This window comes from Streptomyces sp. NPDC052016 (assembly GCF_044548445.1).
Classification (GTDB): domain Bacteria; phylum Actinomycetota; class Actinomycetes; order Streptomycetales; family Streptomycetaceae; genus Streptomyces.
In genome coordinates, this window is record NZ_JBIUBX010000031.1 from 91165 (window position 1) to 111705 (window position 20541).

General features: G+C 69.2%; 18 protein-coding genes. 8 read left to right on the forward strand and 10 right to left on the reverse strand.

The genetic code is table 11. The features are described 5' to 3' along the window. Nucleotides 1–14: 14 nt before the first annotated feature. Nucleotides 15–209 carry a hypothetical protein gene (locus ACIHAR_RS32900; protein WP_189934182.1) on the reverse strand — a complete coding sequence of 65 codons (195 nt, stop codon included), beginning with the start codon at nucleotides 207–209 and terminating at the stop codon, nucleotides 15–17. Between the two features lie 177 nt (nucleotides 210–386). Between ACIHAR_RS32900 and ACIHAR_RS32905 the strand changes: the two genes are divergently transcribed. Then, on the forward strand, nucleotides 387–2504 hold the full coding sequence (locus ACIHAR_RS32905; protein WP_400022953.1) for a prolyl oligopeptidase family serine peptidase: 2118 nt from the start codon (nucleotides 387–389) through the stop codon (nucleotides 2502–2504). A gap of 149 nt (nucleotides 2505–2653) precedes the next feature. On the opposite strand, the gene ACIHAR_RS32910 is transcribed toward ACIHAR_RS32905, so the two are convergent. The 5 genes from ACIHAR_RS32910 to ACIHAR_RS32930 are packed head-to-tail and all read right to left on the reverse strand — an operon-like array spanning nucleotide 2654 to nucleotide 8305. Next, nucleotides 2654–3736 carry a dipeptide ABC transporter ATP-binding protein gene (locus ACIHAR_RS32910; RefSeq protein WP_365469743.1) on the reverse strand — a complete coding sequence of 361 codons (1083 nt, stop codon included), beginning with the start codon at nucleotides 3734–3736 and terminating at the stop codon, nucleotides 2654–2656. Then, complete coding sequence (locus tag ACIHAR_RS32915) at nucleotides 3720–4712, reverse strand: ABC transporter ATP-binding protein (protein WP_400022954.1); 993 nt, start codon at nucleotides 4710–4712, stop codon at nucleotides 3720–3722. The genes ACIHAR_RS32910 and ACIHAR_RS32915 overlap by 17 nt, the downstream gene beginning before the upstream one ends. A 7-nt stretch (nucleotides 4713–4719) precedes the next feature. Beyond that, the gene (locus tag ACIHAR_RS32920) at nucleotides 4720–5754 is read right to left on the reverse strand and encodes an ABC transporter permease (RefSeq protein ID WP_400022955.1); all 1035 of its coding nucleotides are present in this window, start codon (nucleotides 5752–5754) and stop codon (nucleotides 4720–4722) included. Continuing rightward, the gene (locus ACIHAR_RS32925) at nucleotides 5747–6670 is read right to left on the reverse strand and encodes an ABC transporter permease (RefSeq protein ID WP_400022956.1); all 924 of its coding nucleotides are present in this window, start codon (nucleotides 6668–6670) and stop codon (nucleotides 5747–5749) included. Before ACIHAR_RS32925 ends, ACIHAR_RS32920 begins: the two co-directional genes overlap by 8 nt. Nucleotides 6671–6676: 6 nt before the next feature. Further along, a complete protein-coding gene (locus ACIHAR_RS32930) occupies nucleotides 6677–8305 on the reverse strand; it encodes an ABC transporter substrate-binding protein (protein ID WP_365469754.1) in 1629 nt (542 codons plus the stop codon). A 572-nt stretch (nucleotides 8306–8877) separates the two neighbouring features. Here ACIHAR_RS32930 and ACIHAR_RS32935 point away from each other — a divergent pair. The 5 genes from ACIHAR_RS32935 to ACIHAR_RS32955 all read left to right on the forward strand — a co-directional run bounded on the left by ACIHAR_RS32935 (nucleotide 8878) and on the right by ACIHAR_RS32955 (nucleotide 15006). Continuing rightward, nucleotides 8878–9867 (forward strand): ABC transporter permease, encoded by a 990-nt coding sequence (locus ACIHAR_RS32935; RefSeq protein WP_365469757.1) that lies wholly within the window; start codon nucleotides 8878–8880, stop codon nucleotides 9865–9867. An 82-nt stretch (nucleotides 9868–9949) separates the two neighbouring features. Next, nucleotides 9950–11716: an ABC transporter substrate-binding protein gene (locus tag ACIHAR_RS32940; RefSeq protein WP_365469760.1), complete on the forward strand. Its 1767-nt coding sequence runs from the start codon at nucleotides 9950–9952 to the stop codon at nucleotides 11714–11716. 127 nt (nucleotides 11717–11843) lie between these two features. Further along, nucleotides 11844–12824 (forward strand): ABC transporter permease, encoded by a 981-nt coding sequence (locus ACIHAR_RS32945; RefSeq protein WP_365469763.1) that lies wholly within the window; start codon nucleotides 11844–11846, stop codon nucleotides 12822–12824. Nucleotides 12825–12880: 56 nt separating this feature from the next. Beyond that, nucleotides 12881–13918, forward strand: coding sequence for an ABC transporter ATP-binding protein (locus ACIHAR_RS32950; protein ID WP_365469766.1), 1038 nt, complete (start codon nucleotides 12881–12883; stop codon nucleotides 13916–13918). A 26-nt stretch (nucleotides 13919–13944) separates the two neighbouring features. Then, nucleotides 13945–15006 (forward strand): ABC transporter ATP-binding protein, encoded by a 1062-nt coding sequence (locus ACIHAR_RS32955; RefSeq protein ID WP_400022957.1) that lies wholly within the window; start codon nucleotides 13945–13947, stop codon nucleotides 15004–15006. A gap of 165 nt (nucleotides 15007–15171) precedes the next feature. On the opposite strand, the gene ACIHAR_RS32960 is transcribed toward ACIHAR_RS32955, so the two are convergent. Next, nucleotides 15172–15711 (reverse strand): YceI family protein, encoded by a 540-nt coding sequence (locus ACIHAR_RS32960; protein WP_365473265.1) that lies wholly within the window; start codon nucleotides 15709–15711, stop codon nucleotides 15172–15174. A gap of 147 nt (nucleotides 15712–15858) precedes the next feature. Here ACIHAR_RS32960 and sigJ point away from each other — a divergent pair, with 147 nt between their 5' ends. Continuing rightward, nucleotides 15859–16800 (forward strand): RNA polymerase sigma factor SigJ, encoded by a 942-nt coding sequence (sigJ, locus tag ACIHAR_RS32965; protein ID WP_365473262.1) that lies wholly within the window; start codon nucleotides 15859–15861, stop codon nucleotides 16798–16800. Nucleotides 16801–17122: 322 nt separating this feature from the next. Here sigJ and ACIHAR_RS32970 read toward each other — a convergent pair whose 3' ends face one another. Continuing rightward, on the reverse strand, nucleotides 17123–17629 hold the full coding sequence (locus tag ACIHAR_RS32970) for a DinB family protein (RefSeq protein ID WP_400022958.1): 507 nt from the start codon (nucleotides 17627–17629) through the stop codon (nucleotides 17123–17125). Between the two features lie 450 nt (nucleotides 17630–18079). Between ACIHAR_RS32970 and ACIHAR_RS32975 the strand changes: the two genes are divergently transcribed. Then, nucleotides 18080–18238 carry a hypothetical protein gene (locus tag ACIHAR_RS32975; protein ID WP_400022959.1) on the forward strand — a complete coding sequence of 53 codons (159 nt, stop codon included), beginning with the start codon at nucleotides 18080–18082 and terminating at the stop codon, nucleotides 18236–18238. A 90-nt stretch (nucleotides 18239–18328) separates the two neighbouring features. Here the strand turns inward: ACIHAR_RS32975 and ACIHAR_RS32980 are convergent, their stop codons facing one another. Then, complete coding sequence (locus ACIHAR_RS32980; RefSeq protein WP_400022960.1) at nucleotides 18329–19456, reverse strand: ABC transporter ATP-binding protein; 1128 nt, start codon at nucleotides 19454–19456, stop codon at nucleotides 18329–18331. 14 nt (nucleotides 19457–19470) lie between these two features. Then, nucleotides 19471–20532, reverse strand: a complete 1062-nt coding sequence (locus ACIHAR_RS32985) for an ABC transporter ATP-binding protein (RefSeq protein ID WP_365472385.1) — start codon at nucleotides 20530–20532, stop codon at nucleotides 19471–19473. Nucleotides 20533–20541 lie beyond the last annotated feature (9 nt).

A 20541-nucleotide genomic window follows, 5' to 3' on the forward strand; every position in this document is an offset into this window, starting at 1 on the left:
GATCGGGCGTGCGCTCAGAACTTGATGCTGCCGATCATGCTCGCCACGCTCGTCGTCAGATCGCTGATCGTGGGCGCGACCGTCGAGGAGGCGAGATAGAAGCCGAGCAGGATGCAGACAACCGCGTGACCGCCCTTCAAACCTGACTTCTTGATCAGCAAGAAGACGATGATCGCCAGCAGCACCACCGCCGAAATCGAGAGTGCCACGGCGGCTCACCTCCAAGAACCCGGGTACGTAGGGGAAACAGAGCGAGGGAACTTGTAAATCCATACGACTGCCAGCAGGTTCATACCCACACAGCGCTAGTGATCATAACTATGAGTACGTGCGCATCGAGTGGCGCACAGCCGCACAAGGGGGCGCATGGCCAATATGGTCGGGGCATGACGACCGAGTCCGACTCATTCCCCCGCAGGCACGCCCGTACCCAGCGTTTCACGCTCGGCGCGCCGCGTTCGTTCACGGTGGCCCCCGACGGCTCCCGTGTCGCGTTCCTGCGCTCGCACTCCGGCACCGACCGGGCCGGCGCACTGTGGGTGCTCGATCCCGCGGACGGCCAGGAGCGCGTGGCCGCCGACCCGCGCGCCCTCCTGGGCGGCGCTTCGGAAGACCTCTCGCCCGAGGAACGGGCGCGCCGTGAACGCAGCCGCGAGGGCGGGGCCGGGATCGTCGGCTACGCCACCGACGAGGCCGTCGAGTTGGCGTCTTTCGCCTTGTCAGGGCGGCTTTTCACGGCGGAGCTGAGGGCCGGCACGACGCGTGAACTGCGCGTAGAGGGACCGGTGATCGACCCGCGCCCCTCGCCCGACGGACGGCTCGTCGCGTACGTCGCACGGGGCGCCCTGCGGGTCGTGGGCGCCGAGGGAGAGGACGACCGGACACTCGCCGAACCGGAGTCGGGGTCGGTTTCCTATGGATTGGCCGAGTTCATCGCGGCCGAGGAGATGGGGCGTGCGCGGGGTTTCTGGTGGGCTCCGGAATCCGACCGGCTGCTGGTGGCGCGCGTGGACGACACGCCGGTGGAGCAGTGGTGGATCTCGGATCCGGCCCATCCGAAACGTGACCCACAACACGTGCGATATCCGGCGGCCGGGACGGCCAACGCGGACGTCCGGCTGTTCGTGATCGGTCTCGACGGGGTGCGCACGGAGGTCGTCTGGGACCGGGCGCGCTACCCGTATCTCGCGCGAGTGCACTGGTCAGCGGCGGGAGCGCCCCTGCTGCTCGTCCAGGCGCGCGACCAGCGCAGCCAGCTCTACCTGGCGGTGGACACCGACTCGGGGGCGACCCGGATGGTGCACGCCGACGAAGATCGGATTTGGCTTGATCTTTTCCCTGGGGTGCCGTGCTGGAGCCCCTCCGGACAGCTCGTCCGGATCGCCGACGAGGGCGGTGCGCGGGTCCTCGCGGTGGGCGAACGGCCGCTGACCGGAGCTCAGTTGCACGTACGGGCGGTGCTGGACGTGACGGCCGACGACGTGCTGGTCTCGGCGTCGGCCGGGGAGGGCGCGGAGCAGCCCGAGATCGGCGAGGTGCATGTCTACCGCGTCAACGAGCTCGGCGTCGAGCGCCTTTCGCGGGAGCCCGGGGTGCACTCGGCGGTGCGGGCGGGGGGCGTGACCGTGCTGGTGTCGGCGATCCCGGACCAGCCGGGGAGCCAGGCGCGGGTGCTGCGGGAGGGGAAGCCGATCGCGACTGTCCGGTCGTACGCGGAAGATCCCGGTCTGTCCCCCCGCGTGACGTTCACCGAGGGGGGCGCACGCCGCATCCCGTGCGCCGTGCTTATGCCTACGGACTACCACGGTGACACCTCGCTGCCGGTGCTGCTCGACCCCTACGGCGGGCCGCACGGGCCACGGGTGCTCGCCGCGCACAACGCGCATCTGACCTCGCAGTGGTTCGCCGACCAGGGCTTCGCGGTCGTCGTCGCGGACGGCCGGGGCACACCCGGCCGTTCCCCCGGCTGGGAGAAGGCGATCCACCAGGACCTCACCGTCGCCCTCGACGACCAGGTCGAGGCGCTCGAGGACCTGGCGAAGACCCACCCCCTCGACCTGTCCCGGGTGGCGATCCGCGGCTGGTCCTTCGGCGGCTATCTGGCGGCCCTGGCGGTGCTGCGCCGCCCGGACGTCTTCCACGCGGCCGTCGCGGGCGCCCCGGTGACGGACTGGAGGCTGTACGACACCCACTACACGGAGCGGTACCTCGGTGACCCGACGGCCGCTGCGGAGACGTACGCACAAAGCTCGCTCGTCACCGACGAAGGGCTCTCCGCCCCCGCCGAGCCGCACCGTCCGCTGATGATCGTGCACGGTCTGGCCGACGACAACGTGGTCGTCGCGCACGCACTGCGGCTCTCCTCCGCCCTGCTGGCCGCCGGCCGCCCGCACGAGGTGCTGCCGCTGTCCGGGGTCACCCACATCACCCCGCAGGAACAGGTGGCGGAGAACCTGCTGCTGCTCCAGGTGGACTTCCTGAAGCGGTCACTCGGCCTGGTCTAGGTACGGCAACGGGCCGGGAGACATGGCGCATCCCGGCCCGTTCACGGCACCCGCACGGCCGTACGCTGTTCAGCCTGACGCGTCCGTATATCGGAACAGCGTCGGCCAAGTTGCCTGTGTGTTAACGCGGTTGCGGCACAAATGTGCTGCTATGCGCTCTCGTTGTGATGATCCCCCCGCGGTTTCGGGGTCGGCTCCTCGGGCGGGACCACCGTCTTCTCCTCCGCGAAGTGGCACGCGGAGTCGTGGGCCGCGGGGCCGCGTACGTCACGGAACGCCTCCGGGACGGCCAGCGCCGGGACCTGAAGCGCGCAGCGTTCCCGCGCCTTCCAGCAGCGGGTGCGGAAGCGGCATCCGGAGGGGATGTTCGTCGGGGACGGGACGTCCCCCGAGAGGATGATCCGCTCGCGGTGTGCCCGCGCCTCCGGGTCCGGCACGGGGACCGCGGACAGCAGCGCCTGGGTGTAGGGGTGCGTGGGGTGGTCGTAGATCTCGGTGTCGCTGCCGGTCTCCACGATCCGCCCGAGATACATCACCCCCACCCGGTCCGAGATGTGCCGCACGATCGACAGGTCGTGCGCGATGAAGAGGTACGACAGCTCGAACTCGCTCTGGAGCCGGTCGAGCAGGTTGATCACCTGGGCCTGGATCGAGACGTCCAGCGCGGAGACCGGTTCGTCGGCGACGATCACCTCCGGGCGCAGGGCGAGCCCGCGGGCGATCCCGATGCGCTGGCGCTGCCCGCCGGAGAACTGGTGCGGATACCGGTTGACGTGCTCGGGGTTGAGCCCGACGACGTCCAGGAGGTCCTGCACCTTCCTGCGCCGGTCGCCCTTGGGAGCCACCTCGGGGTGGATCTCGTACGGCTCCCCGACGATGTCGCCGACCGTCATCCTGGGGTTGAGGGAGGTGTACGGGTCCTGGAAGACCATCTGGATGTTGCGGCGGACCGCCTTGAGGGCCTTCCCGGACAGCCTGGTGATGTCCTCGCCCCGGTAGCGGATCCGGCCGGCCGTCGGCCTCTCCAGGTGGACCAGCATCTTCGCGACCGTGGACTTGCCGCAGCCCGACTCCCCCACGATGCCCAGGGTCTCGCCCCGGCCGAGCGCGAGGTCGACGCCGTCGACGGCCCTCACCGCGCCGACCTGCTTCCTGAACAGCACGCCCCGGGTCAGCGGGTAGTGCTTGACGAGCCCGCTGACCTCGAGGATCGGCTCAGCTGTCGACGCCATGCAGGCACTCCCTCCAGAAGTGGCACGCGCTCCCGCGGTCGCCGCCCCGCTCGTCCACCTCGTACAGCGGGGGCACGTCCGTGCGGCACACGTCCCGGGCCAGCGGGCAGCGCGGGTGGAAGGCGCACCCGGGCGGGATGTGCATGAGGTTGGGCGGCAGGCCCTTGATGGCGTAGAGCGCCTGGCCCTTCTGGTCAAGGCGCGGGACGGAGTCCAGCAGGCCCCGGGTGTACGGGTGGGCGGGTGCCTTGTAGAGGTCGTGGACCGGGGCCGACTCCACGATCCGGCCCGCGTACATCACGGCGATGCGGTCGGCCACGTCGGCGACCACGCCCAGGTCGTGGGTGATGAGGATCAGGCCCATGTGGTACTCGCGCTGCAACTCCGCGAGCAGGTCCATGACCTGGGCCTGGACGGTGACGTCGAGGGCGGTGGTCGGTTCGTCGGCGATGATGAGCGCCGGTTCCAGGGCCATCGCCATGGCGATCATAATGCGCTGACGCATGCCGCCGGAGAACTGGTGCGGGTAGTCCCCGACCCGCTCCTTCGCGGCCGGGATGCGCACCCGTTCCATCAGCTCGACGGCCCGCGCCCGCGCGTCCCTTCTCGACATGCCGCGGTGCACGACGAACATCTCACCGAGCTGGTCGCCCACGGTGAGGACGGGGTTGAGGGCGGACAGCGCGTCCTGGAAGATCATCGCCATCTCGGCCCCCCGGATCCGGCGGCGCTGCTCCTCCTTGAGCGTCAGCAGGTCCCGGCCCCGGAAGAGGATCTCCCCGCCGGTGATCCGGCCGGGCGGCGTGTCGAGGATGCCCATGATCGCCTGGGCGGTGACGGACTTGCCGGAGCCGGACTCGCCGAGCACGGCGAGGGTCTCGCCGGCGTCGACGCCGTAGGTGACCCCGTTGACGACCCGGGCGACGCCGTCACGGGTGCGGAACTCGACGTGCAGGTCGCGTACTTCGAGCAGCATCCGGCCGTCACCTCAGCTTCGGGTCGAGGGCGTCGCGCACCGCGTCGCCGAGCATGATGAACGCGAGGACGGTGATCGCCAGCGCGCCGGAGGGCCACAGCAGCGCGTGCGGGGCGTTGCGGATGTAGGGCGAGGCGGCGGAGATGTCGATGCCCCAGGAGACGGTGGGCGGCTTCAGGCCGACGCCGAGGTAGGACAGGGTCGCCTCCAGCGCGATGTACGTGCCGAGCGCGATGGTCGCCACGACGATCACCGGCGCGACGGCGTTGGGCGCGATGTGCCGCAGCAGGATGCGGGCGTGGGAGGCGCCGAGGGCGCGGGCGGCCTGGACGTAGTCGTTCTGCTGGACGGTGATGACCGAGCCGCGGGCGATACGGGAGATCTGGGGCCAGCCGAGCAGGACCATGAACCCGATGACCGGCCAGACCGTATTGCTGGTCACCACGGAGAGGAGGACGAGACCGCCGAGGACGACGGGGATCGCGAAGAAGATGTCGGTGACCCGGGACAGGACCGCGTCCCACGCCCCGCCGAAGAACCCGGCGAGCCCTCCGAGGACGCTGCCGAGGACGGCGACACCGAGGGTGGCCAGGACGCCGACCGTGACGGACGTACGGGCGCCGTGGACGGTGCGGGTGTACACGTTGCAGCCCTGGCCGTCGTAGCCGAAGGGGGCGCCCGGCCGGGGGCCCTCCTGGGCCCTCGCGAGGTCGCAGGCGAGGGGGGAACCGGGGGCGATCGCCGAGGGCCACAGGGAGACGAACACCAGGAAGAGGATGACCAGGGCGGAGACGAGGAAGACCGGGTTGCGGCGCAGGTCCCGCCAGGCGTCGGACCACAGCGAGCGCGGCCGTCCCGTGGTGGCGGCCGACGGGTCCGGCGGCGGCGCCCCGGTGCCCGACGGCCGGTCCGGGACCCGTCCGCCGGAGGCGGCCGGCGACTGCCGCCCTGAGGACGCCCCTTCGCTCGCCGCCAGGTCCATCGCACCGCCCACGCCGGTCGCGGCGACGGCTCCCCCGGGCTCGTGCAGTTGTTCAGGCATAGCGGATCCTCGGGTCGAGTACGGCGTAGAGGAGGTCGACCAGCAGGTTGGCCACGAGGAAGACCAGGACGAGGACGGTCACGAAGCCGACGACGGTCTGGGTGTTCTGGCGCAGGATGCCCTGGTAGAGCTGGAAGCCGACGCCGTGGATGTTGAAGATGCGCTCGGTGACGATCGCGCCGCCCATCAGGGCCCCGATGTCGGTGCCGATGAAGGTGACCACGGGGATGAGGGAGTTGCGCAGCAGGTGCCGGGTGACGATCCGGCGCCGGGGCAGGCCCTTGGCGACGGCGGTACGGACGTAGTCCGACCGTCCGTTCTCCACGAGCGAGGTGCGCGTCAGGCGGGTCACGTAGGCGAGGGAGACGGACGCCAGCACCAGGCCCGGGACGATCAGCTCGTCGAAGCCCGCCTCCGGGGACACGGACGGCTTGATCCACCCCCACTCGACGCCGAGCAGCAGCTGGAGCAGCAGCCCGGTGACGAAGGTGGGGACGGAGATGACGACGAGGGTCACCAGCAGGACGCCGGTGTCCACGGGCCGGCCCCGGCGCAGGCCGGTGACCACGCCCAGGGTGACGCCGATGACGATCTCGAGGAGGACCGCGACGATCGTCAGCCGGATGGTGACCGGGAACGCCGTCACCATCAGCTCGGTGACCGGCCGGCCGTTGAACGCCGTACCGAAGTCCCCGGTGAAGACGTTCCCCATGTAGGTCAGGTATTGCTGCCAGACCGGCTTGTCGAGGCCGAACTCCGTCCTCAGCCGGGCGGCCGTGGCCGGGTCGCACTCCCGGTCGCCGCACAGCCCCGCGACGGGGTCGCCCATCACGTTCACCATCAGGAAGATCAGCAGGGTGGCGCCGAAGAAGACCGGGACCATCTGGAGCAGGCGCCGGATCACATACCGCCCCATGGCGGGTCAGCTGACCTTGATCTCGTCGTAGACCGGGACGGAGAACGGGTTGAGCTTCACGTCGGACAGCCGCTCCGAGTAGCCGGCGCTGCCGTTCTGGTACCAGAGCGGGATGGCGGCCATGTGGTCCCGGAGGACCTCCTCGGCCTGCTGGAACTTCTTGACGGCCGCGGCGGTGTCGCTCTCGGCGTTGGCCTCGTCGACCAGCCGGTCGAACTCCTTGTTCGACCATTTGCCGTCGTTGGAGGAGGCGTTGGTGTAGTAGAGCGGCTGCAGGAAGTTCTGGACGAGCGGGTAGTCCATCTGCCAGCCGGCGCGGAACGGGCCGCTCATCTTCCGGTCGGTGATCTGGCCGCGGAAGTCGGCGAAGGTGCCGACCGGGTTGGCGACGCAGGCCTTGTCGTTGCCGAGGGCGTTGTTGATGGAGTTGCAGACCGCGTCGACCCACTGTTTGTGGGAGCCGGTGTCCGCGTTGTATGTGATCTTGACCTGGCCGCCGGGGATGCCGCCGCCCTCCTCGATGAGCTTCCTGGCCGCGGCGGGGTCGTACTCGCAGGCGTCGCCGCACAGGCCCTTCTTGAAGCCGCCCTCCTCGCCGAGCACCGGGGAGGTCCAGTCGCCGGCGGGGGTCCGGGTGTTCTGGAAGATCGTCTCGGTGATCTGCTCGCGGTTGATCGCCCGGGACAGGCCGGTGCGGACCTTGTCGGAGCCGGGCTTGTTCCAGTCCCTGTCGTAGTAGGGGAAGGCGAGGGTCTGGATGATGCCGGCCGGGGTGTTGAGGTAGCGGTCGCCCAGGTCGCTCTTGACGTTCTTCAGCTGGGCGGCGGGCACGTCGTCGACGAGGTCGAGGTTGCCGGCCATCAGGTCGGTGTAGGCGGTGTTGTTGTCGGTGTAGACCTTGAGGGTCACCCCGCCGTTCTGCGCCTTGTCCGGGCCGGGGTAGTCCTCCCACTTCCTGAGCTCCATCTGGGAGCCCTTGTCGTAGGACTCGATCGTGTACGGGCCGTTTCCGACGGGTTTCCTCAGCCAGCCGGCGTGGTCGGTGAAGAAGGACCGGGGCAGCGGGGCGAAGGCGGGGTAGCCGAGGGTGTCGGGGAAGGTTGAGAACTTCTGCTTGAGCCGCACGGTGAAGGTCCGTTCGTCGACGACCTTCAGGCCGGAGAGGGTGTCGGCGCTCTGCTTGCCGCCGTCGTTGGGGTGGGTCTTGGTGTAGCCCTCGATGTACTCGAAGAAGTACGCGTTGCGCTGGTTGTTCCTCAGGCTCGCGCCGTAGTTCCAGGCGTCGACGAACGACTTCGCCGTCACTTTCTCGCCATTGCTGAACGTCCAGCCGTCCTTGACGGTGATGGTGAAGTTCCGGGAGTCGGTCGTCTCGATCTTCTCGGCGAGCATGTCCTCGGCCTGGCCGGTCTCCGGGTCGTACCTCTTCAGGCTCCGGAAGATCATGTCGAGGACCTTGCCGCCCTGCACCTCATTGGTGTTGGCGGGTTCCAGCGGGTTCTGCGGGTCTCCCCAGGAGGAGCTGAGCACCGCGCCGGTGTCACCGCCGGCGCCGCCCTCGCCCCCGCAGGCCGTCGCCGCGAGCGTCACCGCCACCGCGCATGCGGCCCACCTGGCGTGCGTGGCTCCACGCATGGCTGCCTCCTCATTGACCGCGCCTTTACCTGAGCGCTGCGCCCTCCACCGATCCCTTATCAGCCAATATCGGCCTTGATGGCGTGAAACGCACACACAGCACGCCCTGGGCGCGGCCGTTGGAGGGACGGCGAAAACCACCCCACACGGATCGCGGACGCCCTCCGAGGGGTCGAAAAGGATCTTCTGCGCACCCCACAATGGATCTTCGTCGGAGGGCGCAACAGATCACCGGCATCCGATGCAGAACCGTTGGAAAGCGACCACGGGATGTACGCATTTCGACACTGAGGCATCCGGATATCGAACTCGTTGTCTGTTTTGCCCTGTTGGCCCGATTACGGACACGGAACGATCACGGTGCGCTACACGCGTAGCTACAGTACGGTCAAGAGAAGGTAAAGAAGGTAAAGAGAAAACCAAGGCAGACCAGAATTTATTGACCTTGAACGAATTGCGTTGAAAAAGTCCCGCGTAGCCCGTAGGGGAGTGCCCTGCGGAGTCATCAGACCCTCCCTTGGGCCAGGAGCACCATGACCCCCCCAACTCCATCAGCGGCTGCCCCGCTTGAGGTGACCGACGAGAGCGTCGAGAAGTCGACCACTTCTGACGCTCCGAAGGCCAACGAGAGCCGCTCCCCCGGGCAGCTGGCCTGGCGCCGGTTCAAGCGCGACCGTACGGGCGTCGTATCCGCGTACATCGTGATCTTCTTCTTCGTGGTCGCGCTGTGCGCACCGCTGATCGCGAAGCTGTACGGCAAGGACCCGTACACGACGTACGGCATCAACACGCCCGGCCTGCTCGGCGACAACGGCTTCCCGGTGGGGCCCAACGGCGGCATCAGCGGCGAGTTCTGGTTCGGCATCGACCCGCAGCTCGGCCGCGACGTCTTCACCTTCCTGCTGTACGCGATCCGCAACTCGCTGCTGATCGCGACCGGCATCACCGTTCTCGTCGTCATCATCGGAGTCGTGATCGGCGTGACCGCCGGTTACGTCGGCGGCAAGACGGACTGGTTCATCGGCCGGGTCATCGACATCCTGCTGGCCTTCCCGTCGCAGCTGTTCTTCGTGGCCTTCACGCCCGTGGTGATCGCGCTGTTCGTCGCCCCGGACGAGAACACGCCCGTGTGGCTCACGGTCACCTGCCTGATCGGCCTGCTCACCGTCTTCGGCTGGGCCTCCATGGCCCGACTGCTGCGCGGCCAGGTGCTGGCCCTGCGCGAGCGGGAGTTCGTCGAGGCCGCCAAGGTCACCGGTGCCTCTCCGGCACGCATCATCTTCAAGGAACTGCTGCCGAACCTCTGGACGCCGATCCTCATCCAGGCGACCCTCATCCTCCCGCTGATGGTCACCACGGAAGCGGGTCTCGCGTTCCTCGGCGTCGGCCTTCAGGACCCGACCCCCGACTGGGGCGCCATGATCGGGTACGCCGCCAAGTTCTACCAGGACGACATCACCTTCCTGCTCTTCCCGGGTCTGGCCATGGTGATCTTCGTACTGGCGTTCAACCTGCTCGGTGACTCGGTACGCGACGCGCTCGACCCGAAGACCAAGCGCTGACTCCGGCCCTTTTCAGGACCACGGCAACGCCGCCGGGGTGCCGGAACCCCTCTCATCAACTCACTTCCCTAGGCAGGATGCGATGTCCTTTTCGCGCAGAAACTTCCTGATAGCCACCAGCGTCGCCGCCGCGGCGGGTTCGGTGCTCACCGCGTGCAGCAGCGGTGACTCCACCACCAACACCGGTGGCGGTGGCAAGCAGGAAGCGGCCAAGGCCAACGCCACGACGGTCAAGATCGGCACCGCGGAGGACTCGAAGGGCCCGGCTCCGGAGGTTCCCGGCGCCAAGAAGGGCGGCAAGGTCTCCCTGCTGAACGACGACGACTTCTCGCACCTCGACCCGCAGCGCATCTACTACGCCTGGAACTCGCTGGCCGCGGTCGTCATCTCCCGCACCCTGACCGGCTACAAGGTCGCCGACGACGGCTCCATGACCCTGGTCGGCGACCTCGCCACCGACACGGGCACCATGAAGGACGGCGGCAAGACCTGGTCCTTCACCCTGAAGGACGGCGTCAAGTGGGAGGACGGCACCGACGTCACCGTCGACGACGTCCGCCACGGCTTCGAGCGCGGCTTCGCCGACTTCATCACCGAGGGCGCCAACTACGCCCAGAAGTGGCTGACGGGCAGCGACGAGTACCGCAAGAGCTACCCGGGCCCGTACACCGGCAAGCACCTGAAGTCGATCGAGACCAGCGGCAAGACCATCACCTTCCGCCTGTCCGAGGCGCGCCCCGACTTCAACTACGTCGTCGCGATGCACTCCTACGCGCCGACCCCGGTGAAGAAGGACACCAAGCAGAACTACGACAAGAAGCCGGTGTCCAACGGCCCCTACAAGGTCAAGACCCACGTCACCGACAAGTCGATGGTCCTGGTCCGCAACGAGCACTGGGACCCGAACACGGACCCGATCCGCAACGCCTACCCGGACCAGTTCGACTTCACCTTCGGCATCGAGCAGCTGACCGCGATCGACCGTCTGCTCGCCGACGCCGGCAACGACCAGTACGCCGTCTCGTGGCGCACCATCCCGCAGGAGCGCATCCAGAAGGCGACCACCGAGGCGAAGGACCGCACCTTCGAGGCGCTCGGCAACGGTGTGAGCGTTTACTGGATCAACACCTCCCGCGTCACCGACAAGGCCGTCCGCGAGGCGCTCATCAAGGCCTGGCCTACCGCCGCCATCCGTCAGCTGATGGGCGGCACCCACCGCGGTGACTACGCGACCGGCATCATGAGCCCGCTCGTCGCCGGCTACGAGTCGCAGGACGTCTGGGGCAAGCTGAAGAACCCGGCGGGCGACCCGGCGGCCGCGAAGAAGATCCTGGAGAAGGCCGGCAAGAGCGGCGCCAAGATCGTCTACGCCTACCAGCAGGACGAGACCCAGGCCAAGATCAAGGTCGTCGTGGAGAACGCCCTGAAGGCGGCCGGCTTCGAGGTCGTCACCAAGGGCATCGACTCCACCACCTGGTACGACCAGATCGGCAAGCTCGACAACGGCTTCGACATCTACTGGGGCGGCTGGTCCTCCGACTGGCCGACCGGCTTCTCGGTCTTCGAGCCGCTGTTCCACAGCAAGAACGTCGTCGACCAGGGCCAGAACTACTCGCACCTGAAGGACCCGGCGATCGACGCGGCGATCAAGGCGGCCACCGCCGAGCCCGACCAGGACAAGGCCAACAAGATGTGGGCCGCCCTGGACAAGCAGGTCACGGAGACGGGCGCCTTCATTCCCGACGTGTACATGAAGCGCATCTACCTGCACGGCTCCAAGCTCGGCAACGTGAAGATGGACCCGAACTTCGACGGTTGCATGCTCTACAAGATGTACGTCAAGGCCTGATCCACCCCTGAGCGGTGGGGGGCGGCCGACGTCCGCCCCCCATCCCTCGGCTCTCGTCCTCCGGGCCTCCGGTCACCCCGGCCCGGCCCGATCCGTACGACGGCCCTCCCAGGAAAGCCACTCCCCCATGCTTCGCTTCCTCACCCGCCGGTTCCTCGGTGCCGTGATCACGCTGCTGATCATCAGCGCGGTCACGTTCATGCTCTTCTACGCGGTGCCGCGCGACCCGGCCCGGATGGCGTGCGGCAAGATCTGCACCCCGGAGACGCTCGCGCTCATCAGACACAACACGGGGATGGACGAGTCCGTGCCGATGCAGTACTGGCACTGGCTCACCGGCATCTTCCTGGGCCGTGAGTACCCGGGCTTCGGCAACTGCGACGCGCCCTGCCTGGGCTACTCGTTCATCAACCGCGAGCCCGTCATGGCCACCGTGCTGGACCGCTTCCCCACGACCTTCTCGCTCACCCTCGGCGCGGCCGTGGTCTTCCTTGTCTTCGGCATCGGCGCCGGCATGCTCGCCGCCGTGAAGCAGGGCAAGGCGCTGGACAAGTTGGCCAGTGGTGCCTCGCTGGTCGCCTCCTCGATGCAGATCTACTTCGTCGGCACGCTGGCCATGTTCCTCTTCGTGTACCAGTGGCAGATCATGTCCCAGCCGTCGTACACGCCCTTCTCCGAGAATCCCGGCGCCTGGTTCGGCGGACTGCTGCTGCCGTGGCTGGTGCTGGCGCTGATCTTCACCGCGAACTACACCCGTATGACGCGCTCCCAGATGGTCGAGACGCTCAACGAGGACTACGTCCGCACGGCCCGCGCCAAGGGCCTCTCCCGCCGTACCGTCTTCTTCCGCTTCGCCTGGCGCGGCGCGATGGGTCCGATCGTCACCATCTTCGGCATCGACCTGGGCGTGCTGCTCGGCGGCGCCATGATCACCGAGAAGACCTTCAGCATCCAGGGCATCGGCATGCTCGCCGTGAAGTCCGTCTCCACCAACGACCTTCCGATGCTGCTCGGTGTCATGGTCCTCACCGCGTCCTTCGTGGTGATCGCCAACATCGTCGTGGACGCCTGCTACGCCCTCATCGACCCGCGTATCCGGCTCGCCTGACCCCCGCCCGCCCCCCGCCAGCCACCCCCTAGCGTCACCCCCTCTGGAGCGTCCCCGTGACGAGCACCGATCAGCAGCCCTTCCTGTCCATCAAGGACCTGAAGGTGCACTTCTCGACCGAGGACGGCACCGTCAAGGCCGTCGACGGTCTCTCCTTCGACCTCCACCGCGGCAAGACGCTGGGCATCGTGGGTGAGTCGGGGTCCGGCAAGTCGGTCACCAACCTGACCATCCTGGGCCTGCACAACCCGGACAGCACCGCGATCGAGGGCTCCATCGTCCTCGACGGCGAGGAGCTGAACGGCGCTCCGGAGAAGACCCTGGAGAAGCTGCGCGGCAACAAGATGTCCATGATCTTCCAGGACGCGCTGACCTCGCTGTCGCCGTACCACACGGTGGGCGCGCAGATCGCCGAGACGTACCGGAAGCACACGGGCTGCTCCAAGCAGGACGCCCGCAAGCGGGCCGTCGAGATGCTGACCCGTGTCGGCATCCCGCAGCCCGAGATCCGGGTCGACGACTACCCCCACCAGTTCTCCGGCGGTATGCGCCAGCGAGCCATGATCGCCATGGCCCTGGTCTGCGACCCGGAGCTGCTGATCGCCGACGAGCCGACCACGGCCCTCGACGTGACCGTGCAGGCGCAGATCATGGACCTGCTCAAGGACCTCCAGCGGGAGTTCGGCACCGCGATCATCTTCATCACGCACGACCTGGGCGTCATCGCCGACATCGCCGACGACGTGCTGGTGATGTACGGCGGGCGGTGCGTGGAGCGCGGCACCAAGAAGGAGGTGCTGCGCGACCCGCAGCACCCCTACACCGTGGGCCTGCTCAGCTCGATGCCGAGCCTGGACCACCCCGTGGACGTGCCGCTCAACCCGATCCCGGGGTCCCCGCCCTCGCTGCTGAACCCGCCGTCGGGCTGCCGCTTCCACCCGCGCTGCGCCTTCGCCGAGAAGGTCGAGGGGGGCCTGTGCTCCAAGGAGCGTCCGCTCCTGGAGATCGTGGACGGACGGGGCAGCGCCTGCCACCTGACCGACGGCCAGCGCCGCGAGTTCTTCGGCGACCTCGCCGGCAGCGCGGCCAACTGACGTACAAGAGACGGGATTTCACCACCATGAGCAGCACCACTCCCCTCCTGGACGTCTCCGGGCTCACCAAGCACTTCCCGATCAAGGGCGGTTTCCCGATCCGGCGCACGGTCGGTGCCGTGCAGGCGGTCGACGGGCTGGACTTCCAGGTCAACGAGGGCGAGAGCCTCGGCCTGGTCGGCGAGTCCGGCTGCGGCAAGTCGACGACCGGGCGCCTGATCACGCGTCTGCTGGAGCCCACCGGCGGGAAGATCACGTACCGGGGCAAGGACATCACCCACGCCGGCCGCAAGGAGCTGGCGCCGGTGCGGTCCGAGATCCAGATGATCTTCCAGGACCCCTACGCCTCGCTCAACCCTCGCCAGACTGTCGGCAAGATCATCTCCGGGCCGATGGAGATCAACGGCATCGACCCGGCCGGCGGGCGCGAGAAGCGCGTGCGCGAGCTGCTGGAGATCGTGGGTCTCAACCCCGAGCACTACAACCGCTTCCCGCACGAGTTCTCCGGCGGCCAGCGCCAGCGCATCGGTGTCGCCCGCGCCCTGGCCCTGGAGCCCAAGCTGATCGTCGCCGACGAGCCGGTCTCCGCGCTCGACGTCTCCATCCAGGCGCAGGTCGTCAACCTGCTCCAGCAGGTCCAGCGGGACCTCGGCATCGCGTTCGTCTTCATCGCCCACGACCTGGCCGTCGTACGGCACTTCTCGCAGCGCGTGGCCGTCATGTACCTCGGGAAGATCGTGGAGATCGCCGACCGCGAGGACCTGTACGGCAACCCGCGCCACCCCTACACCCGGGCGCTGCTGTCCGCCGTGCCCGAGGCCACGGTGGAGGAGGAGGGAGCCCCGGCCCGTGAGCGCATCCGCCTGACCGGCGACGTTCCCTCGCCGATCAACCCGCCCTCCGGCTGCCGTTTCCGCACCCGCTGCTGGAAGGCGACGGACAAGTGCGCGAGCGAGGCGCCGCCGCTGGTCCAGGTCGAGGGCAACAAGCCCGGCCACCTCACGGCCTGCCACTACCCCGAGACGGCGGACTCCCGGGCCACCGTGCCGGCTCCGCGTCTCGCCAAGGACCCCGAGGCGGCGGCCTGACACACCCCAATTCCGTCAGCCGCCCCCTTCCGGAGCGGACTTTCTCGGCCCATTGACCCGAGCCCATGAACGTCCGGTCCAGGGGAACGAAGGCCCGCGCCCACCCAGCGCGGGCCTTCACTCCTTCCCGGAGGGCCGGGCGTGACAGGAACTCCGCGCGCCTCGTCAGGTCTGACGGACGGCGGCGATGTGGAATTCAAGCGTCACCTTGTCGCTGATCAGGCCCCCGCCCCCGCTGACCGCCCAGTCCTTGCGGCTGACGGCCGCCCGGCCCGTGAAGCCGACCCGGAGGGCGCCCCGCGGATCGCCGTCGGCTCCGGTCAGCTGGAGGTCCATGGTGACCGGCTTGGTCACACCGCGGACGGTCAGGTCACCGGTGACCGCGAAGGTGTTCGCGCCGGTCGGCTCGACCCGCGTCGTGACGAAGGTGATGGCCGGATGGTCGTCCGAGTCCAGGAAGTCCTTGCCGCGCAGGTGGTCGTCGCGCTTGGAATTGCGAGTCTGGACGCTCCTCGCCCGGATCACGAGCCGGGCGGCGGACCTCGACGGGCTCTCGCCGTCGAGGTGCGCGCTGCCCTCGAACTCGTCGAACGTCCCGCGCACCCTGGAGACCAGGGCCGCCCGTGCGGTGAAGCCGATGCGTGTGCGGGCGGTGTCGAGGACGTAGTCGCCCGTCAGCCGGCCGAGCTCGGTCGGGGTCGTCATGCTGGATCGCTCCTCAGGGGTATTCCGGTTTCCAGCAGTCCGACGGCACAGCCCGTCGGAATGTGAGGCGGGCGCCCGCCTCACAGTTCGGCCCGCTGTTTCGTCGAACCGGTGAGGACCCGTGCGATCAAGGGAGTCGTCCACACCATGACCAGCCCGTCCGAGCGAGACGGCCGGCTCGATCCGGACCTGAGCGCGATCATGAGCGAGCGGCGTCACCTGATCAATCTCGCGTACCGGCTCCTCGGCTCGCTGGCCGAGGCCGAGGACGTCGTACAGGAGACGTATGCGCGCTGGTACGCCATGTCCCCACGGCAGCAGGAGGCGATCGAGTCCCCCGGGGGCTGGCTGACGACCGTCGCCAGTCGTATCTGTCTCGACCTGCTGCGCTCGGCGCGGGCCAGGCGGGAGCGCTACGTGGGTGAGTGGATCCCGGAGCCGCTGCCCGACGGTACGGAGTGGATCAGCGGGCGGTGGGGCGGCGCCACCGCCGACCCGGCCGACCGGGTCACCCTCGACGAGTCGGTCGGCATGGCCTTCCTCGTCGTGCTCGACTCGATGACCCCGGCCGAGCGCGTCGCGTTCGTCCTCCACGACGTCTTCCGCTACACCTTCGCCGAGGTGGCCGAGATCGTCGGGCGTACGCCGGCGGCGTGCCGCCGGCTGGCCTCGTCGGCCCGCCGCCGGGTGCGCGCTTCGCAGCCCTCCGCGGCCCCGGCGGTCCCCGCGGCCCAGCGCGCCGACGTCGTCAGGGCCTTCAAACAGGCCTGGGAGGCCAAGGACATCGACGCCCTCGTCGGCCTGCTGGCCCCGGACGCCACGGCGACCGGCGACGGTGGCGGACTCGTCCCCGCCGCGCTCCGCCCGGTCGAGGGTGCCGAGCAGGTCGCGCGCTTCTTCGCCGAACGGGCCGAGGCGGTGCCCGGTGTGACGATCCTGGAGTCCGCGGTCAACGGCCAGCCCGGCCTGGTGGCCCGGTTGGACGGCGTCACCGCGGCGGTGCTCGCCTTCGACGTAGCCGACGACCGGATCAAGCGGATCTGGGCCGTGCTCAACCCCGACAAGCTCCGGCCTTGGACGGCGGTCTGACACCCGCCCGCGTGCCCAAATCCGGCCTTGGACGGCGGTCTGACACCCGCCCGCGTGCCCAAATCCGGCCTTGGACGGCGGGCTGACACCCGCCCGCGTGCCCAAATCCGGCCTTGGACGGCGGTCTGACACCCGCCCGCGTGCCCAAATCCGGCCTTGGACGGCGGTCTGACACCCGCCCATTCGTGCCCTCGGGTCCGCGGTCGGCCGACCGGGTCGCGACCGCGGACGCCGGGCAGCCTCCCAAGGCCGGGCGCCGGACACGCCAAGGCCGGGCGACGGGCCGCCCGGCCCCGTCCGCGGTGCCTACGGGCAGGAACTCCTACGCCCCGGTCCTGCCGTCGATGTGCTCGCGCAGGATGTCGAGGTGGCCGTTGTGCCGGGCCGTCTCCTCGATCAGGTGCAGCAGGATCCAGCGCAGGTCCACGTGGCGGCCGTCGCCGACCGGCCGCTTCGCCTTGGTGTCGAGGTCGTGCTCGGCGACCAGCTTCCGGTAGCGCTCGGCCTGTTGCGCGTACTCGTCGAGCAGTTGCGCGAGCGGGAAGTCTGCGGCGATGCGCATCTCGCGGTCGGGGTCGTCCTCGGTCCAGGGGGCGTCGCCCTCCTCGCCGAGGAAGACCATCTGGAACCAGTAGTACTCCACCCAGCGCAGATGGCTGATCAGGCCGCCCGCGGTCATCAGCGGCGAGGTCGGCAGCGGCGCCGTGCGGGCGTCGGCGTCGGAGAGGTCCTCGCACTTGAAGCGGGCGGTGTCCCGGGCGTAGTCGAGGAAGGTGGTGAGCTGGGTGCGCTCGTCCCACGCGGGAGGTATGTCGTCGATTCTGGTCATCGCGAGGAGCATGTCCGGCCGGGGGCACGGTTGTCGAGGGAGATTCACGATGCCGTGGATCTTGTGTGGTGCGTCACCTCCTGTGACAGACTGCCGCGGTGGTCGATCACTCGTTCGGGGATCTCGCGCTCGCCGCGCTGTACGACAGCGTCGATCCGTGGGGCCGGACGACGACTTCTGCCGTGACCTCGTGATGTCCGCCGACGTCCTCGACGTCGGCTGCGGCACGGGCCGGCTGCTCGCGCGGGCCGCGACGGCGGGCATCCGGGGCGGCTCGTCGGGCTCGACCCGGCGGCCACGATGCTCGTCCCAGGCGCGTGTGTCCCGCCAGGGCACCCGCCCGCGCCTGGGAGACGTGGACACCGGACCGGGTCCGAGAGGTCACCGACGCGCAGGACCGTGCCGTACGGGTCTGGCACGAGGTGCAGGGCGGTCCAGGCCGGGGACCGGGTGACGTTCACCGAGACCTTCGACTCGGCCGGCTGGGACCGGCCTCGGGTGAGCCGGGCGGCCCTGCGCTTCCTGGGCGCCGGGGCGCTGTCCGCCTCCCTCGCCGAGGCGGGGCGCGGTGGTGGGAGCAGTACGGCGACTGGGAGCGCGGGGAGTTGACGGCAGCCCGGAGACCATCACGGTGGCCGTGCCGGCGCGGGCGCTTCCTGCGCACCCGCACCGGCAGGGCGCCTGACGACCCCGGCCACCTCACTCCCCGGTCTCCTCCAACGCCGCCAGCGCCGGATCGAGCACGATGTCCTCCCCCCGCCCCTCGGTGGTCGGCTCCTCGGGGAAGTGACAGGCGGTCAGGTGTCCCTCGTGGTTGCCGGTGATGCGGACCAGCGGCGGTTCCTCCGCGGCGCACTTGTCCTGCGCCTTCCAGCACCGCGTACGGAAACGGCAGCCGGACGGCGGTGAGATGGGCGAGGGCACGTCGCCCGCGAGCCGGATCCGCTCCCGCCGCGCCCCGTCCCCGTCCGTGACGCGGGCCTCCGGGACGGCGGACAGCAGGGCGTGGGTGTACGGATGACGGGGCCGGCTGTAGATGGACGCCCGGTCGCCGACCTCGATGATCTTCCCGAGGTACATGACGGCCACGCGCTGCGAGAAGTGCCGTACGACGGCCAGGTCGTGGGCGATGAACAGGAACGCGATGCCGAGGTCCCGCTGGACCTGCTGGAGCAGGTTGACGACCTGCGCCTGGATGGAGACGTCGAGCGCGGAGACCGGCTCGTCGGCGACGATCAGCTTGGGCTCCAGGGCCAGGGCGCGGGCGACACCGATGCGCTGGCGCTGGCCGCCGGAGAACTCGTGCGGGAAGCGGTTGTAGTGCTCGGGGTTGAGACCCACGATCTCCAGCAGCTCGCGCACGCGCTTCTCGCGCCCGCCGGCCGGGTCGATACCGTTGATCTCCATCGGCCCGGAGATGATCTTGCCGACAGTCTGCCGGGGGTTCAGCGAGGAGTACGGGTCCTGGAAGATCATCTGGATCTCGGACCGCACCGGCGCGAGCTGCTTGCGCGAGGCGTGGCTGATGTCCCGTCCCCCGTAGGTGATCGTCCCGGCGGTCGGCTCCAGGAGCCGGGTGATCAGCCGCCCGGTGGTGGACTTGCCGCAACCGGACTCCCCCACCAGGCCGAAGCTCTCACCGACGTGCACGGTCAGGTCGATGCCGTCCACGGCCTGCACCTGCCCGACCGTGCGCCGGATCGGGAACCCGCCCTTGACCGGGAAGTGCTTGGTGAGCCCTTCCACCACGAGCAGCGGTTCCCCGGCACCACCGGCCGCGGCCGCGGACTCCCGGGGCGCGGGAAGGACGAGGTCCTCTTTCTTCACGTGTCCTCCTGGCCTCAGCCCAGCCGGGGCTTGATCTCTTCGATGAAGATGGTGCGCTTCTGTGCCGCCGTGAGATGGCACGCGGAGGCCCGGTCCGGTGCCAATAGCGGGCGTTCGGTGACGCAGCGGTTGCCGCCCACCCGGTCCTGGAAGGTGCAGCGCGGATGGAACCGGCAGCCCGACGGCGGGGTGAGCAGGGACGGCGGACTGCCCGGGATGGGCGCCAGGGGCACGCCGAGGTCCGAGTCCAGCCGCGGCATGGAGTTCAGCAGGCCCCACGTGTAGGGGTGCTGGGGTGCGCGCAGCACCTCGTCCACGGAGCCGCGCTCGATCGCGCCGCCCGCGTACATCACCATGATGTCGTCGGCCATGTCGGCGATGACGCCCAGGTCGTGGGTGATGAAGATGATCGCCGAGCCGAACTCCTGCTGGAGGTCCTTGAGCAGGTCGAGGATCTGCGCCTGGACGGTCACGTCGAGCGCGGTGGTCGGCTCGTCGGCGATCAGCAGGTCGGGGTCGCAGACCAGCGCCATGGCGATCATCGCGCGCTGGCGCATACCGCCGGAGAACTGGTGGGGGTAGTCCTTCGCCCGCTCCCTGGGGTGGGGGATGCCGACCTTGCCGAGCATCTCCACCGCGCGCTCCCAGGCCGCCTTCTTCGAGGCGCCCTTGTGCTTCATGTAGGGCTCGGCGATCTGCCGGCCCACCGTGTAGTAGGGGGAGAGCGCGGTCAGCGGGTCCTGGAAGATCATCGCGACCTTGTTGCCGCGCAGTTTCTCCAGCTCCGACTCGCGGGCCGTGGTCAGCTCCTGCCCCTCCAGCAGGATCTCGCCCTCGACGGTGGTGAACATCGGGTTGTGCAGGCCGAGGACGGTCAGGTTGGTGACGGACTTCCCGGAGCCCGACTCCCCGACGATGCCCAGCGTGCGGCCGCGTTCGAGGTCGAAGGAGAGTCCGTCGACGGCCCGTACGACGCCGTCCTCGGTCCGGAAGCTGACGTGCAGGTCCCGCACCGACAGGAACCCGCCCGCGCCGGCCGGGCCGGGGGCGCCGGCCTCCTTGGTCAAAGTGGTCACGACAGTGCT

Bases quoted from the DNA above. Each gene is read 5' to 3' on its own strand.
- ACIHAR_RS32940 (WP_365469760.1), top strand. From the start codon at position 9,950: ATGTCCTTTTCGCGCAGAAACTTCCTGATAGCCACCAGCGTCGCCGCC.
- ACIHAR_RS32945 (WP_365469763.1), top strand. From the start codon at position 11,844: ATGCTTCGCTTCCTCACCCGCCGGTTCCTCGGTGCCGTGATCACGCTG.
- ACIHAR_RS32930 (WP_365469754.1), bottom strand. From the start codon at position 8,305: ATGCGTGGAGCCACGCACGCCAGGTGGGCCGCATGCGCGGTGGCGGTG.
- ACIHAR_RS32910 (WP_365469743.1), bottom strand. From the start codon at position 3,736: ATGGCGTCGACAGCTGAGCCGATCCTCGAGGTCAGCGGGCTCGTCAAG.
- ACIHAR_RS32970 (WP_400022958.1), bottom strand. From the start codon at position 17,629: ATGACCAGAATCGACGACATACCTCCCGCGTGGGACGAGCGCACCCAG.
- ACIHAR_RS32960 (WP_365473265.1), bottom strand. From the start codon at position 15,711: ATGACGACCCCGACCGAGCTCGGCCGGCTGACGGGCGACTACGTCCTC.
- sigJ (WP_365473262.1), top strand. From the start codon at position 15,859: ATGACCAGCCCGTCCGAGCGAGACGGCCGGCTCGATCCGGACCTGAGC.
- ACIHAR_RS32915 (WP_400022954.1), bottom strand. From the start codon at position 4,712: ATGCTGCTCGAAGTACGCGACCTGCACGTCGAGTTCCGCACCCGTGAC.
- ACIHAR_RS32920 (WP_400022955.1), bottom strand. From the start codon at position 5,754: ATGCCTGAACAACTGCACGAGCCCGGGGGAGCCGTCGCCGCGACCGGC.
- ACIHAR_RS32925 (WP_400022956.1), bottom strand. From the start codon at position 6,670: ATGGGGCGGTATGTGATCCGGCGCCTGCTCCAGATGGTCCCGGTCTTC.
- ACIHAR_RS32955 (WP_400022957.1), top strand. From the start codon at position 13,945: ATGAGCAGCACCACTCCCCTCCTGGACGTCTCCGGGCTCACCAAGCAC.
- ACIHAR_RS32905 (WP_400022953.1), top strand. From the start codon at position 387: ATGACGACCGAGTCCGACTCATTCCCCCGCAGGCACGCCCGTACCCAG.